Origin of the sequence: Borreliella mayonii (assembly GCF_001945665.1) — a bacterium.
GTDB classification, from domain to species: Bacteria; Spirochaetota; Spirochaetia; order Borreliales; family Borreliaceae; genus Borreliella; species Borreliella mayonii.
Window position 1 is genome coordinate 207,263 of record NZ_CP015780.1, and the last position, 13,324, is coordinate 220,586.

Genomic DNA, 13,324 nt, shown 5'->3' on the forward strand with positions numbered 1-13,324 from the left:
ACAAGTTAAATAATAATGCAAATCTTTATTTAAATTTAAAAAAAATAAATAAAACCATTTAAAAAAATCTTCAAAAATATATTACTGCAATTCTAAAAAATTAATTAAATTTTTTAGAATTGCCCATTTTAAAACCCAAAAGCTAGCTGTAAATAATTTTTAGCACTAACTTTAAAAGCTAAAATTTAAAAAGAGTTGACAAACATATATACTTATGAAAAAATTAAGGTACTAGAATAAAAATGCTGCTGTAGCTCAGTTGGTAGAGCATAGGACTGAAAATCCTTGTGTCAGGAGTTCGATTCTCCTCGGCAGCATGTTAATTGAATTACAATTGTCGCTGTAGCTCAGTTGGTAGAGCATAGGACTGAAAATCCTTGTGTCAGGAGTTCGATTCTCCTCGGCGACATTTATTTAAAGATTAAAAGGATCTCAAAGTGATACTTAAAGAAATAAAGCAAATAAAAGATCTCAGCGAACAAGACATAATTTTTTCAAGAATAGGAAACTTATCAAAACTTGGCACAAGAGTAAATGAAAAAATCATTAAAATACTTTTTAAAGGCAATACGCCGTACATTCCTGTACTTAAAAAAGAAGAAGATAAATCATATGGGGACCTGATAAAAAAAATAAATGAAGAAATTTTAAATGATGATCTTAACTATTTAAGAGAAAAGCTAATAGATAATCTAAAAGACGTATATAAGCCCTTTAAAGAAGATGACCCAATATTTATTAGCAAGGGTAAAAAACCGCTCATGAAAATAAATACATTAATGGAGGCTGAGCCTAATCAAATTTATTGGAAAGAAATATTAGAAGGAAGCTTTAAAATACTTCCAAGACATAAAATAATATCTTTGCAAAAAATTTTATTAGAAATATACCATTATTTTGATGTTCAAAAGCTTAGGACAAAAGAAAACCTTAAAGATAAAAAAACTTTAAAAAAATTATATTTATATTCTGCTAGAAGGGACTATGAATTTTTTAAGGGAAAAGTCAAAACAGAGGGTGATTCAATACTACTACATTCAGTCGACACAACAATTTACTTTTTAATTACAATTGCAAATTTAAACAAAATAAGGTCTTTGAAAAATGCACCTCGTTCAACTATAAAATTTTTTCTTGATAAAACTGAATATACCGAATTTACAGAATTTTTTTATGCAGAAGACATGATACTGCAAGCCGCACTTGGATCATTGATACACTCAATAGGATTAATGCATACAACAATATTGGAAAATATAGGGAATAAAATAAGCCTTAAAGACAAAAATTCAAAAGAACAGCACAAATTAAAAATAGAACACTTAGAAAAAAATATTAACATTGCTAAAAATTTGTTTAGAACAAGGGAAGATATTTCAGCTATTACAAAAATGATAATCAATGGGCAAAAAGACTACCTTGATGCTACTGGACATCCACAGTTAAAAATCAACAAATTTATTCATGAACTTGTTAGAATTTTCTGCATAGTAGATACTTACGATGAATTGGTAAATCCCATAATAATAAAAGAAAGCGCCAACCCTTTAGAGGCTATTAAATTCCTAATAGAAAATAGTGGAAAATACTACTGGAGCAGAAAAGAGCCAAACGAGCAAACGAAAAACAAAAAATTTGACATTAAGATGCTAGAAAATTTTTTAACAATACTTGCACCTTTTGATTATGGGCAAATAGTAGATGTAAACAAAAAAAATAATAATGAAAATCTTTTTCAAGCTGCTGTTATTGAATACAAAATGAGCATTATGCCAAATCTGTCTATAATAAACAAAAAAAACCAAACTTACAAAATAGGAGAAATAATAATGGATCTTGAAAACAAGGAAATTTTAATAAAAGATGCAAATGGAAATTACAAAAAAAATACATTAAAAAATGTGGATGATTTTTTAATAAAAAACAGTATTTCAGAATTAAATAAAAATGAAATTCAATTAATTCTCTTTAGCTATGAAAAAAAATAAATACTACAATATTCTCAAAAAAATAAGTTTTGATCCTCCATACCTTTTTAAATTATAAACTGAAAATTTTGATGTATTTATGTCCAAATCTTCACCAGAAGGATAATGCATAATGATATTAACTTTATCATTTAAAACTTTACCTTTTAAAATAATCTCAAGCAAATTAATCTTATTTTTATAATTAAAAGGGGGATCAAGATAAATAAAATCATAAAAAAGATCTTTTTTGCCCAAAAAATCCTCTGCTCTTTGAAAAAAGAATTTATAAAATTCCTCAACAAAACTAAAATTTTTAACTAATGTAATTTTAATTTTTTTATCACATTCAACAAGATGGACAAGACTAGCCCCTCTGCTAAGAGCCTCAATAGACATTATGCCAGTACCCGCAAAAACATCCAAAAATTTTGAATTAACAATATCCTTGAAAATAATAGAAAAAAAGGCCTCTCTGACAAGAGACATAACGGGACGAACAGAACCATTTTTGGGAAACAAAATTTTTTTACCTTTATATTTACCCGAACTTACATACATAAATAAAAATTTTAAAACAATTTTAAAAAACAATGAATATATAAAATTAAATTTTTGCTATAATCTTATTTCAAGAGAGAAAAATATGAAAGGCATTATTCTGGCAGCTGGGTATGGAACAAGATTTTTGCCAATAACAAAAACAATTCCAAAAGAAATGTTGCCAATTTTAAACAAACCAGCCATAGATTATATTATTCAAGAATTTATCGATTCAGGAATAAAAGACATTTTATTAATAAGCTCAAGACGAAAAAAAGTTCTTGAAGATTATTTTGACAGAGAAATTGAACTTGAAAATGTTTTTTTAAAAGAAAATAAAAAAGATGAATTAGAAAAGATTAAAAACAAAAAAATTAACATAAGCTTTATAAGGCAAAAAGAAATGTTGGGCACAGGAAATGCGTTACTTTATGCAAAACCCTGGATAAATAAAGAACCTGTAATTGTGGCTTACCCTGACGACCTTTACATTGGAAATCCACCATTAAGCTTGCAATTAATCAAACTTCATGAAAAAACTGGAAAGAATATAATATCTATAATTGAAAATCCAGAAAATATAAACAGATACGGAGTAATAGATCTCTACAAAGACGAAATCCATGTAAAAAACATTGTTGAAAAACCAAAAATTGGGAGCGAGCCTAGCAATAAAGCATCTATTGGAAGATTTTTGTACAATTATGAGTTTTTTGAACATTTGGAAGAAGGATTTAAACTACATCAAAAAGGTGAATACTATCACATTTATGCCTTAAAAAGGCTAATGGATCAAAAAAAGGTATTATATAAAAATATTAAAGGGAAAAGAATTGACATAGGAACTCTTGAAGGTTATTTAGAGGCAATAATAAATTCTGTAAAAAAAGATAAAAATTTAATGGAAATTATAAAAAAAGGAATAAATGAAAACGATTAAAAGGGATTCAGAATTTTATGACTTCCTTGCCATATTAAAAAAGTATATAAACAAATATATAGAAGAAAAAGTTTTAAAATATAGCATTTCTTCCCAGCTTTACAAATTAGAAAAACCTAAAATAATTGAACTTATAAAAATTAGCAATGATTATGAAAAAGAAAAAAATGTATTAAATACTTCACTTGAAGAATACTACTACAAAAAAACTCAAAATGAAGCAATTAAAAAATGGATATTAGAAATAGTAAGAAGCAAAAATTTCACTCAAATAAGTAAGGAAACCAGTATAAACACCAAAAAACTAGGAACAACATATAAACTAAAATCTAGCAACTTTTTAAAACTAATTGCAATACAAAATAACCCTTATTATTCTCAAGAAAAAAAAGATATTTACAAGCAAATTATATTAAATTTTTCCAGCAATATTAATATTGAAAACTTAGAACAAACAATAGACATTCTGGTAGCTGTAAGAAACAAAAATAAAAATGAAATATTAAATATTTTAAATAAAAATTTAAAATATCAACCGGAAAATCAAAAAGTTTTCAAATCAAGCTTAACCAACAAAGAAAGCAGACTAATAAAATTAAAAAGAATACTAATACTTACATATTGGCCGGTTGGGTGTTTGAGTAAAAACATTTTTATCAAAATTTTAATAAAACATTACAAATACTTGGAAGAAGAAATTCTAGCATTAAAATATAATGAAATTTTAAACTACTTACGTGCATTAAAAACTTTAAGTCTTAATGAAATTTTTTATAAAGGCTCGAGTAAAAACATTAACTTTAATTATTTTTTTAGCGATTTTACACAATACACTCCAAAGAATTTTCAAGACGCATTAAAGTGCTATTTATATGTAATTGAAAAAACAATAACAAAAAAATATTTAACTTGGTTTTTCAAGGACAAAATATCTAATAATTGGGAATCTTTCATAAATGCACTTGAATACATTGAAAAACACAAATTAATTAACATAAAAGAAAAAATAAAAGAAATTATAACTGCAAAATTTCAAACAGAAGATTTTTTTATATCTTTTGACAAAACAAATTTCAACCCTTACGAAAGCTCAATATTTAAAGAAAGATACATTAAAAATGCATTCTTAAAAAGTATTATGAATTATGTAAAAAAAAATTCTCAGAATATAGAAACTTATGGATGGATTGCATTCTATATTTATGCTGATAAAAAGGATGAAAAAATTTTTTGTCAACTCATGAAAGAATTTTTCAAAACTAAAACCTTTGAAATACAAAATCAAATATTTGTATATTTTTTATCTTTTTACCCAAATATTGAAAATAAGCATTTCAAATTTATATCAGACATACTACTTTACCTTGACGAAAATAAAATTACAATACCTAAAAAGATAATAAAAATACAAAAAATAAATCCCAACCAACTAGATTACCAAAGATCATATCTTTTAATAAAATCACTAAAAACAAGATCAAGAATTTTAAAAATCATTCTCAAAAATATAAGATTTAATCTTATTGAAAAATTGGAAGATGAAAATGAGAAAAAATTACTACCTGCAATATGCTATTTAATATATTGTGAGAATCTGGTAGAATTAAAAAGCAATAAAAAGATAAAATCTAATGAAAAAAATAATTTATTAGAATTTATTTCTTTTTTCAAAACAAAATTGAAGCAAAAAATAAATTTTAAAAAAAGAGCTTATGAAAGCTAAAGACATTTAATCTAAATTAAGTAGAATGGGAAAAGAATGAGGATTTATTTATTTTTAAATAAAAATTGCAAAATTTTTATTTTATTTTTAATTTTAATATTTAATTCAAAATTGGCATATTCTCAAAGGCTAATTAGAATCGGCAAAGAGGAGATGAAAAACAAAAATTACATTCAAGCAATCGAAACACTAAGCGATGCCATTAAAAAATACCCCAAAGTACAACTCGGCTATTACTTTTTATCAATAGCATACAGAGAAAATAACCAACTAACAGAAGCAGAAGGAGCATTGCTTGATGGAATTGCAGTAGGGGGTGAAATCGATTACATACTATATTATGAATTAGGCAATATAATGTTTAACAGAGGAGAAGGTTACTATCCCCTAGCAATAAAATATTATTCTAATTCTATTAAAAGTAGGCCTAATTATGACAGCGCCCTACTAAACAGAGCTAATGCCTATGTTCAACAGGGCAAAATAACATCTAAAGAAAAAGAATACCAAAAGGCTTGGGACTCTTATACTATGGCTATCCATGACTACTCGCAATTTATTACCCTTAGATCAAAAACAGAAAAAAAAGATAGCATTTTACTTATAATAAGTTATTTAAGAAATGAAAAAATTAATCTTGAAAAACTTGACAAAAGTTTAAAGGGACGAACCGAGCATATTGTATACGCAAAAGAAGATAAAAATCAAATACTTAAAGATAGTTTTAAAGACAACCTAGAAACAAATTCTTTAATTGAACTAGAAAAACTTAATTGGCAAGAGGAGTTATATATAGATGAATAAAAAACATACAAATTTTTCGGTATTATTGCTTTTAATTTTCTTACTTATCTTATCATTTGGAGGCTTTGGTTACTATATATATCAAAGCAAATTAAATGACAAAAATCGAGAAATAATGCTAAACGAAGTTAAAAATAGTGTAATAGATCGAAACTATAAAAAAGCATACTCTGTTGCAAAACTTTTGCAAGACAAATACCCTCAAAATGAAGACATTGAAATGCTTACAAATACACTAGCAGAAATTGCCAACAGTAGTCCTTTTGAATCAAACGACTTACAAAGAGATTCTGCGAATCAAATCTTAGACAAGATTAAAGGTCAAGACAATACAAAAACAAGTGTAAATGAAAATTTTGATATTGCATTTAATAATAGATACATCAAAGACAGCACAATAACAGAAAACTACTCTGACAGGAACGATGATATTGGCATTGAAGATGAAGACATATCTGAATTTAAAAAAAGCAAAATCCCAGAAAAAATAAACCAAAATACAAACCCAAAAGAAGAAGAGCAAACGGTACAATCTTCAAATCCTAAATTAAGCGTTAATGACCAAAAAAATTTATTTAATTTGGAAAAACTAAAAAAAAAATTAAGTGAAAAATCAAATAGTGAAAATATTTTAAACAACTCTCAAAAAATAGAAAATGACAAGCAAAACACAAATTTTTCCAAAGAAAAAAATTCAGAGCATATTTTAAAAACCCTAGACAACAGTAAATATTTAAATAATAATGCTACATCTTTAAAAAAAATTCCTTCAAATTCCCAAAAAGAAAGTGAAGTTTCTCCGCCTAGTCAAACAATAATAGGAAAAATTCATAGGCCATATAATTATTTAATTAAAAAAGAACTCTATGAAATATTAGACGATATTAATACCGGGAGAGCCACACTTGGAAAAAACAGATTAAAAGAATTAATTAAAAAAGGACTAAGCAATAAATTTCAAAAAGTAAATGAGTTGATTGAAAGTTTTAAAAACAAAGAAGCCTCAAATTTACTATTAACTTTAATAAAAAAAGATATTGAGCCAAATCTAATTAATATAACAAAAGATCCTTATAAAAAAGATATTTTTCAATTAAATAAAGAAGACAAGAAACCCCAGGACTTAGAAGAACTTAAATCTAAGGTTTATTCAATAAAGCCTATTGATCTTGAAAATCCAAAAACACGTCAACAAGCTATTAAAAATTTAAACGAATTCTTGACAACCAATCCCAATGACACACATGCCTCTAAAACTTTAGCTCAAGCTAATAAAATACAGCGCCTAGAAGAACTTAAATCTAAGGTTTATTCAATAAAGCCTATTGATCTTGAAAATCCAAAAACACGTCAACAAGCTATTAAAAATTTAAACGAATTCTTGACAACCAATCCCAATGACACACATGCCTCTAAAACTTTAGCTCAAGCTAATAAAATACAGCGCCTAGAAGAACTTAAATCTAAGGTTTATTCAATAAAGCCTATTGATCTTGAAAATCCAAAAACACGTCAACAAGCTATTAAAAATTTAAACGAATTCTTGACAACCAATCCCAATGACACACATGCCTCTAAAACTTTAGCTCAAGCTAATAAAATACAGCGCCTAGAAGAACTTAAATCTAAGGTTTATTCAATAAAGCCTATTGATCTTGAAAATCCCAAAACACGTCAACAAGCTATTAAAAATTTAAACGAATTCTTGACAACCAATCCCAATGACACACATGCCTCTAAAACTTTAGCTCAAGCTAATAAAATACAGCGCCTAGAAGAACTTAAATCTAAGGTTTATTCAATAAAGCCTATTGATCTTGAAAATCCCAAAACACGTCAACAAGCTATTAAAAATTTAAACGAATTCTTGACAACCAATCCCAATGACACACATGCCTCTAAAACTTTAGCTCAAGCTTATGAAAACAATGGAGATTTACTAAAAGCAGAAAATGTATACGAAAAAATTACCAAACTCACAAATACCCAAGAAGATCACTATAAACTTGGAATCATTAGATTCAAGGTTAAAAAGTATGAACACTCAATCGTATCATTTGATCAAACAATAAAGCTAGACCCAAAACATAAAAAAGCACATAATAACAAAGGAATAGCTTTAATGATGCTAAATAAAAACAAAGAAGCAATAGAATCTTTTGAGAAAGCAATACAAATTGATAAAAATTATGACACTGCCTACTACCAAAAAGGAATAGCAGAAGAAAAAAATGGCGATATGCAACAAGCATTTGCAAGTTTTAGAAATGCCTACAATCTCGACAAAAAACCTAATTATGCATTAAAAGCTGGAATAATATCAAACAACTTGGGAAACTTCAAACAAAGTGAAGAGTATTTAAATTTTTTTAATGACAATGCAAAAACCCCTAACGAAATTGCTATTTACAATCTATCAATAGCAAAATTTGAGAACAATAAACTTGAAGAATCTCTTAAAACAATAAACAAGGCCATCAATTTAAATCCAGAAAAAAGCGAATATTTATACTTAAAAGCATCTATAAATCTTAAAAAAGGAAATTATCAAAATGCTATATCACTTTACAGCTTAGTAATTGAAAAAACCCCTGAAAATACTTCAGCCTATATAAACCTAGCAAAAGCATACGAAAAATCAGGAAATAAGAGTCAAGCAATCTCAACTCTTGAAAAGATAATAAACAAAAATAATAAATTAGCCTTAAATAATCTTGGAATACTTTACAAAAAAGAAAAAAATTATAAAAAAGCAATTGAAATTTTTGAAAAAGCAATAATCAATTCAGATATTGAAGCAAAATATAATCTTGCAACCACTCTAATTGAAATTAATGATAACACAAGAGCTAAGGACCTTCTAAGAGAATATACAAAATTAAAACCAAACAATCCAGAAGCATTACATGCACTAGGAATAATAGAATATAATGAAAATAACAATGATCAAACATTAAGAGAACTTGTAAAAAAATTTCCAAATTACAAAAAAAATGAAAATATTAAAAAAATAATAGGAATATAAATCTCAATGAACAAAATAAGATTCTTAGATAAATACTTGGTTCAAAAAATAGCAGCAGGAGAATCAATAGACAGACCATGTTCAATATTAAGAGAATTGCTAGACAATTCAATAGATTCTGGAGCTACCAAAATTGAAGTCTTTCTTGAAGAAGGGGGAATTCACAAAATCTTAATAATAGATAATGGAAGCGGAATAAGCAAAGAAGATTTAAAAATCTGCTATCTACCACACACTACTTCAAAAATATCATCAGAAGAAGATTTAAGAAAAATAGAAACTCTAGGATTTAGAGGAGAAGCTCTCTCCAGTATTGCAATTTGCTCCAACATTTCAATAACAAGCTCAACAAATAGCAATGAAAGCTATCAAATAGAAGTAGAAAATGGAATTGAAAAATGCTTTAAAAAACAACCCGCCATAAACGGAACAATAGTAGATGTAACAAAAATATTTCACAACTTCCCAGCAAGGAAAAGATTCTTAAAGCAAGAACCCATTGAAACAAAAATGTGTCTAAAAGTTTTAGAAGAAAAAATAATAACCCACCCCGAAATCAATTTTGAAATCAATTTAAATCAAAAGCTAAGAAAAATTTACTTTAAAGAATCATTAATTGACAGGGTTCAAAATGTATATGGAAATATAATAGAAAATAATAAATTTAGGGTCTTAAAAAAAGAACATGACAATATAAAAATAGAAATATTTTTAGCACCAGATAACTTTTCTAAAAAAAGCAAAAGACATATTAAAACATTTGTCAACAGAAGGCCTATTGATCAAAAAGATCTCTTAGAGGCAATAACTAATGGACACAGCAGAATACTTTCTCCTGGCAACTTTCCAATATGTTATTTATTTTTAGAAATAAACCCTGAATATATTGACTTTAATGTCCACCCTCAAAAAAAAGAAGTAAGATTTTTCAATCTTCCATTTTTATTTAAACTAATATCTGAGAATATTAATAATTTTTTTGATAAAAACATAAATAACTACCAAGACATAATAATAAAAAGACAATTAACAGAAGATGAGCATTTAATAGAAATGATAAACCAACAAGAAAGCTTTAATAAAACCAGCACATATGATATACCACAAAACAAAAATTTAGAAACAGAAGATAATGTAAACGAGCCAAACAAAAACATAATAAAAAACGATATTGGCCTTATAAAATACAATTCAATTGTACAAAATAGACCAACACTTAAGGAAAACATTGCAAACATTTTCTCTGACAAATTTTTAGAATTTGAAGAACCTCCAAACAAAAATGAAAAAGAAGAAATAAAATTTAACTATATTGGTCAAATATTCTCTGAATTTTTAATCGTTGAAAAAGTAAATGAAATTTACTTCATAGATCAACACGCAGTCCACGAAAAAATAATATATGAAAAACTTAGAAATTCAAAAAAAACTGTTCAAAAACTTCTAATACCAATTGAATTTGCAGTAGTTGATAAAAACATAGAAGAAATTATAGATAGTGAAATTGAAGAATACAAAAAATTGGACATTATAATCTCTAAAATAGGCTCTAAAAAATATCAACTTGAATCTATTCCTAATATTTGCAATCAATATGAAAATACTCTTATTAACTTTTTTCAATCAAGAAGAAGTAGAACAATAAATTCTCTTGAATCTGATTTATATGCAACTATTGCTTGCAGAAAGGCTGTTAAAACAAACGACATATTAAGCATTGAATTTAGCAAATTTTTAATAAATGAATTTTTTAAACTAGAAATCAAACATTGCCCTCATGGACGAAAAATTTATTACAAAATATCTAAATTTGAGCTTGAAAAAAAAGTTGACAGAGCATAAAATAAAATCAGAGTTCCCATGATAAAAAAAATCAAATCCGAAATCAACTTGTTAAAGATAGAAAAAGAAAAAAATTTAATTGAACTTGGAAAAATATTAAAAAATAATAACATAGTAGAATTAAAAAATTTAAACCACTATCCCAATTTAAAATTAGTAGAAAAAGAATTGTACCAAATGAAAAGCAATTTAAGCAAATCAGAAGAAAATGAAAATATATTAAAAAATTTAAACAAAAAAAATTATATTCTTAAAAAAGAATATAAATCTACTAGTAAAGCATATAAAAAAAACCTTAAAGAAATTGCTAAAACAATAATCAAAATTTATCCTCAAAATCTAGAATTAATATCAAAATACAATATGAATTTTTCTAAATTGAAACTTGAAAAATATAAAAAAATAGAATTAGTAAGTGATTATAAAACAAAAAATTATTTACAAATAATAATACTTAAAGTCGACTCAGTAATAAACAATATTATCAACATGATACATGTATATAAAATATCAAAAGAATTTGAAAAGCAAGTATTTACAAAATATTGCCCTTCTGAAAACCTTGAAAGCATAATAAATGAATTTTCATTAAATAAAAAATTAAATAATGTAATTGTTAAAGAATTTAAAATAATAAATGAAATCAAAAAAAATATAAAAAACATAAAAGAAGAAATAATATCTACAAGCAAAAAAGAAAAAATATACAAAAAGAATAAAATAAAAAATGAAATTAATGTTATTACAAAAAACAAAGAAAATATTTTAAAAAAAATTGCTGAAGAGTTTATTGAAACAACAAAAAAAGATAAAAATACAGCCAAAACCAATACAATCAGCTCAATAATCCAAAAAATAGAAAAAACAAATCAAAAAATATTAAACTTAAATAATGATTTAATAAAAATAATAAAACAGGAAGAAATAAAAAACATTCAACAAAAGATGCAAATCCTAACAAAAGAAAAAGATAAAATTAATAACAAATTAGATGCATTAACTTCTAAAATAGAAGTTATTCAAAATGAACTTGACAACGAATAAAAAATAAATATAATAAATTAAAGCTAAGGGCCCATAGCTCAGTTGGTTAGAGCACCCGACTCATAATCGGTAGGTCCCAGGTTCAAGTCCTGGTGGGCCCAATTTAGTCTTTTTAATTAACCTTAAAAAAAAGATTTGAATTTTTTTCGACATAATAAAAACTTATATAATTATCAAATGTTTTATCAATCTCTAGGGTATCTATTGAATCAATTCTAACAACTGAAGAGATAGGATATAGTTTATCTTTAAAAGTTTTAACAAAAAATACTTTAGAATTGCTTAACTTGTTTAACATTGCCATATCTTTAGACTTATATACATAATTGTGAACATCATCTAAATCATATTTTGACATGCCTAAAGAAATAACAAGCTCTCTATTGTAAACCCTCATGCCCTTATCAAAAAGACGAACACACGAAGTAAAATCTTCAAAAGTTTTATCAAAGAAATTAAACCTCAAATCCCTACAATATAGAATATCTTTTCCAAAGCTAGAATCAATAAAAAAAGAACTATAATTATTATTAATCACTTGAATAAACTCATTAGTGTCCTTATTCTCTATTGATAATTTAAAAACATCTTTTGAATTTAGAACTTTAATTGCAAAATCAAAACTCATAAAATAATCTAAACGATTCTCAGTAAAATAATAATTTATCTTATAATCAAGCTCTTTTATTTCTGGATAATTTATTTCGCAAGAACAAGCAAAATAACAAAAAAATAATATTAATTTAGTTTTTAATACGTTCTGCATACTCTTTAGTTTCAGAATTAACTAAAACTTTATCTCCAACGTCAATAAAAAGTGGAGCTTTTACTACAAGCCCTGTATTAAGAGTAATATTTTTCATTGCATTTGTTACGGTGTCGCCTTTAACAGCTGCCTCAACTTCTACAACTTCAAAAGCAATCTTTGGAGCCAGCTTAATATCAATAACCACATTGTCAAAAGTTATAAGAGAATAGATTTCAGATTCCTGTAAAAAAGGCACCTTATCTTGGAAATTAGCACTTTCTTTTAAGTCTAAACTAACTTGATCATAAGTTTCTAAATCCATAAAAACCAAAACATCTTTATCTTTGTATAAATACTGAGCACTAACCTCATGAATTTCAATAGCTTCTGCAGTATCTGCCCCTTTTAAAGTTTCTCTAATAACAAGTTTGTTTTTTAGGTTCTTAAGCTTTAACCTTACTATTGCTCCTCCCCTACCTGTTTTTGAAAATTCTCTTTCAAGAACAATATGGGGAGCTCCTTTGATAAGCAAAAAAGAACCTTTTTCAATCTCACTAGATTTCACTACTGCCATTTAAATACCTCACAAAACTTAACATACAAATCTAGTAGTAATTTATACCAAAAAATTAAAATATTTGCTATTATTCCCCCAATTATAACTTAATCAATAAAACTTATTTACAAT

At 25.9% G+C, this 13,324-nt stretch carries 9 protein-coding genes, 3 tRNA genes and 1 pseudogene; 10 read left to right on the plus strand and 3 right to left on the minus strand.

The window, feature by feature from the left end; all coding sequences use genetic code 11:
• Nucleotides 1-244 precede the first annotated feature (244 nt).
• The 3 genes from Bmayo_RS01005 (at nucleotide 245) to Bmayo_RS01015 (ending at nucleotide 1,988) form a co-directional block, all read left to right on the plus strand.
• Nucleotides 245-317, plus strand: a tRNA-Phe gene (locus Bmayo_RS01005).
• 19 nt (nucleotides 318-336) lie between these two features.
• Nucleotides 337-409 (plus strand) — tRNA-Phe (locus Bmayo_RS01010).
• Between the two features lie 28 nt (nucleotides 410-437).
• Nucleotides 438-1,988: an HD-GYP domain-containing protein gene (locus Bmayo_RS01015; RefSeq protein WP_076342427.1), complete on the plus strand. Its 1,551-nt coding sequence runs from the start codon at nucleotides 438-440 to the stop codon at nucleotides 1,986-1,988.
• Between the two features lie 3 nt (nucleotides 1,989-1,991).
• Here the strand turns inward: Bmayo_RS01015 and rsmD are convergent, their stop codons facing one another.
• Nucleotides 1,992-2,561: a 16S rRNA (guanine(966)-N(2))-methyltransferase RsmD gene (gene rsmD, locus Bmayo_RS01020; RefSeq protein ID WP_075551918.1), complete on the minus strand. Its 570-nt coding sequence runs from the start codon at nucleotides 2,559-2,561 to the stop codon at nucleotides 1,992-1,994.
• A gap of 52 nt (nucleotides 2,562-2,613) precedes the next feature.
• Here rsmD and Bmayo_RS01025 point away from each other — a divergent pair, with 52 nt between their 5' ends.
• The 7 genes and pseudogenes from Bmayo_RS01025 to Bmayo_RS01055 all read left to right on the plus strand — a co-directional run bounded on the left by Bmayo_RS01025 (nucleotide 2,614) and on the right by Bmayo_RS01055 (nucleotide 11,989).
• Nucleotides 2,614-3,450 carry a UTP--glucose-1-phosphate uridylyltransferase gene (locus tag Bmayo_RS01025; protein WP_075552489.1) on the plus strand — a complete coding sequence of 279 codons (837 nt, stop codon included), beginning with the start codon at nucleotides 2,614-2,616 and terminating at the stop codon, nucleotides 3,448-3,450.
• Nucleotides 3,437-5,183, plus strand: a pseudogene (locus Bmayo_RS01030) (BB_0208 family protein). The gene Bmayo_RS01025 and the pseudogene Bmayo_RS01030 overlap by 14 nt, the downstream one beginning before the upstream one ends.
• A 26-nt stretch (nucleotides 5,184-5,209) precedes the next feature.
• Nucleotides 5,210-5,977 carry a tetratricopeptide repeat protein gene (locus tag Bmayo_RS01035; RefSeq protein WP_075551919.1) on the plus strand — a complete coding sequence of 256 codons (768 nt, stop codon included), beginning with the start codon at nucleotides 5,210-5,212 and terminating at the stop codon, nucleotides 5,975-5,977.
• A complete protein-coding gene (locus Bmayo_RS01040) occupies nucleotides 5,970-9,002 on the plus strand; it encodes a tetratricopeptide repeat protein (protein ID WP_075551920.1) in 3,033 nt (1,010 codons plus the stop codon). The genes Bmayo_RS01035 and Bmayo_RS01040 overlap by 8 nt, the downstream gene beginning before the upstream one ends.
• A 6-nt stretch (nucleotides 9,003-9,008) precedes the next feature.
• Nucleotides 9,009-10,844, plus strand: a complete 1,836-nt coding sequence (mutL, locus tag Bmayo_RS01045; RefSeq protein ID WP_075551921.1) for a DNA mismatch repair endonuclease MutL — start codon at nucleotides 9,009-9,011, stop codon at nucleotides 10,842-10,844.
• A gap of 18 nt (nucleotides 10,845-10,862) precedes the next feature.
• The gene (locus Bmayo_RS01050; protein WP_075551922.1) at nucleotides 10,863-11,888 is read left to right on the plus strand and encodes a hypothetical protein; all 1,026 of its coding nucleotides are present in this window, start codon (nucleotides 10,863-10,865) and stop codon (nucleotides 11,886-11,888) included.
• 27 nt (nucleotides 11,889-11,915) lie between these two features.
• Nucleotides 11,916-11,989 (plus strand) — tRNA-Ile (locus Bmayo_RS01055).
• A gap of 11 nt (nucleotides 11,990-12,000) precedes the next feature.
• On the opposite strand, the gene Bmayo_RS01060 is transcribed toward Bmayo_RS01055, so the two are convergent.
• Both Bmayo_RS01060 and efp read right to left on the minus strand, forming a co-directional pair.
• On the minus strand, nucleotides 12,001-12,654 hold the full coding sequence (locus tag Bmayo_RS01060; RefSeq protein WP_075551923.1) for a hypothetical protein: 654 nt from the start codon (nucleotides 12,652-12,654) through the stop codon (nucleotides 12,001-12,003).
• Entirely contained in the window at nucleotides 12,632-13,210 is a 579-nt protein-coding gene (efp, locus tag Bmayo_RS01065; RefSeq protein ID WP_075551924.1) for an elongation factor P, read from the minus strand. Before efp ends, Bmayo_RS01060 begins: the two co-directional genes overlap by 23 nt.
• Nucleotides 13,211-13,324 lie beyond the last annotated feature (114 nt).

Excerpts from the sequence above, each read along its gene's own strand:
- Bmayo_RS01050 (WP_075551922.1), top strand. The coding sequence starts at position 10,863 with ATGATAAAAAAAATCAAATCCGAAATCAACTTGTTAAAGATAGAAAAA.
- Bmayo_RS01035 (WP_075551919.1), top strand. The coding sequence starts at position 5,210 with ATGAGGATTTATTTATTTTTAAATAAAAATTGCAAAATTTTTATTTTA.
- Bmayo_RS01025 (WP_075552489.1), top strand. The coding sequence starts at position 2,614 with ATGAAAGGCATTATTCTGGCAGCTGGGTATGGAACAAGATTTTTGCCA.
- efp (WP_075551924.1), bottom strand. The coding sequence starts at position 13,210 with ATGGCAGTAGTGAAATCTAGTGAGATTGAAAAAGGTTCTTTTTTGCTT.
- Bmayo_RS01040 (WP_075551920.1), top strand. The coding sequence starts at position 5,970 with ATGAATAAAAAACATACAAATTTTTCGGTATTATTGCTTTTAATTTTC.
- Bmayo_RS01060 (WP_075551923.1), bottom strand. The coding sequence starts at position 12,654 with ATGCAGAACGTATTAAAAACTAAATTAATATTATTTTTTTGTTATTTT.
- mutL (WP_075551921.1), top strand. The coding sequence starts at position 9,009 with ATGAACAAAATAAGATTCTTAGATAAATACTTGGTTCAAAAAATAGCA.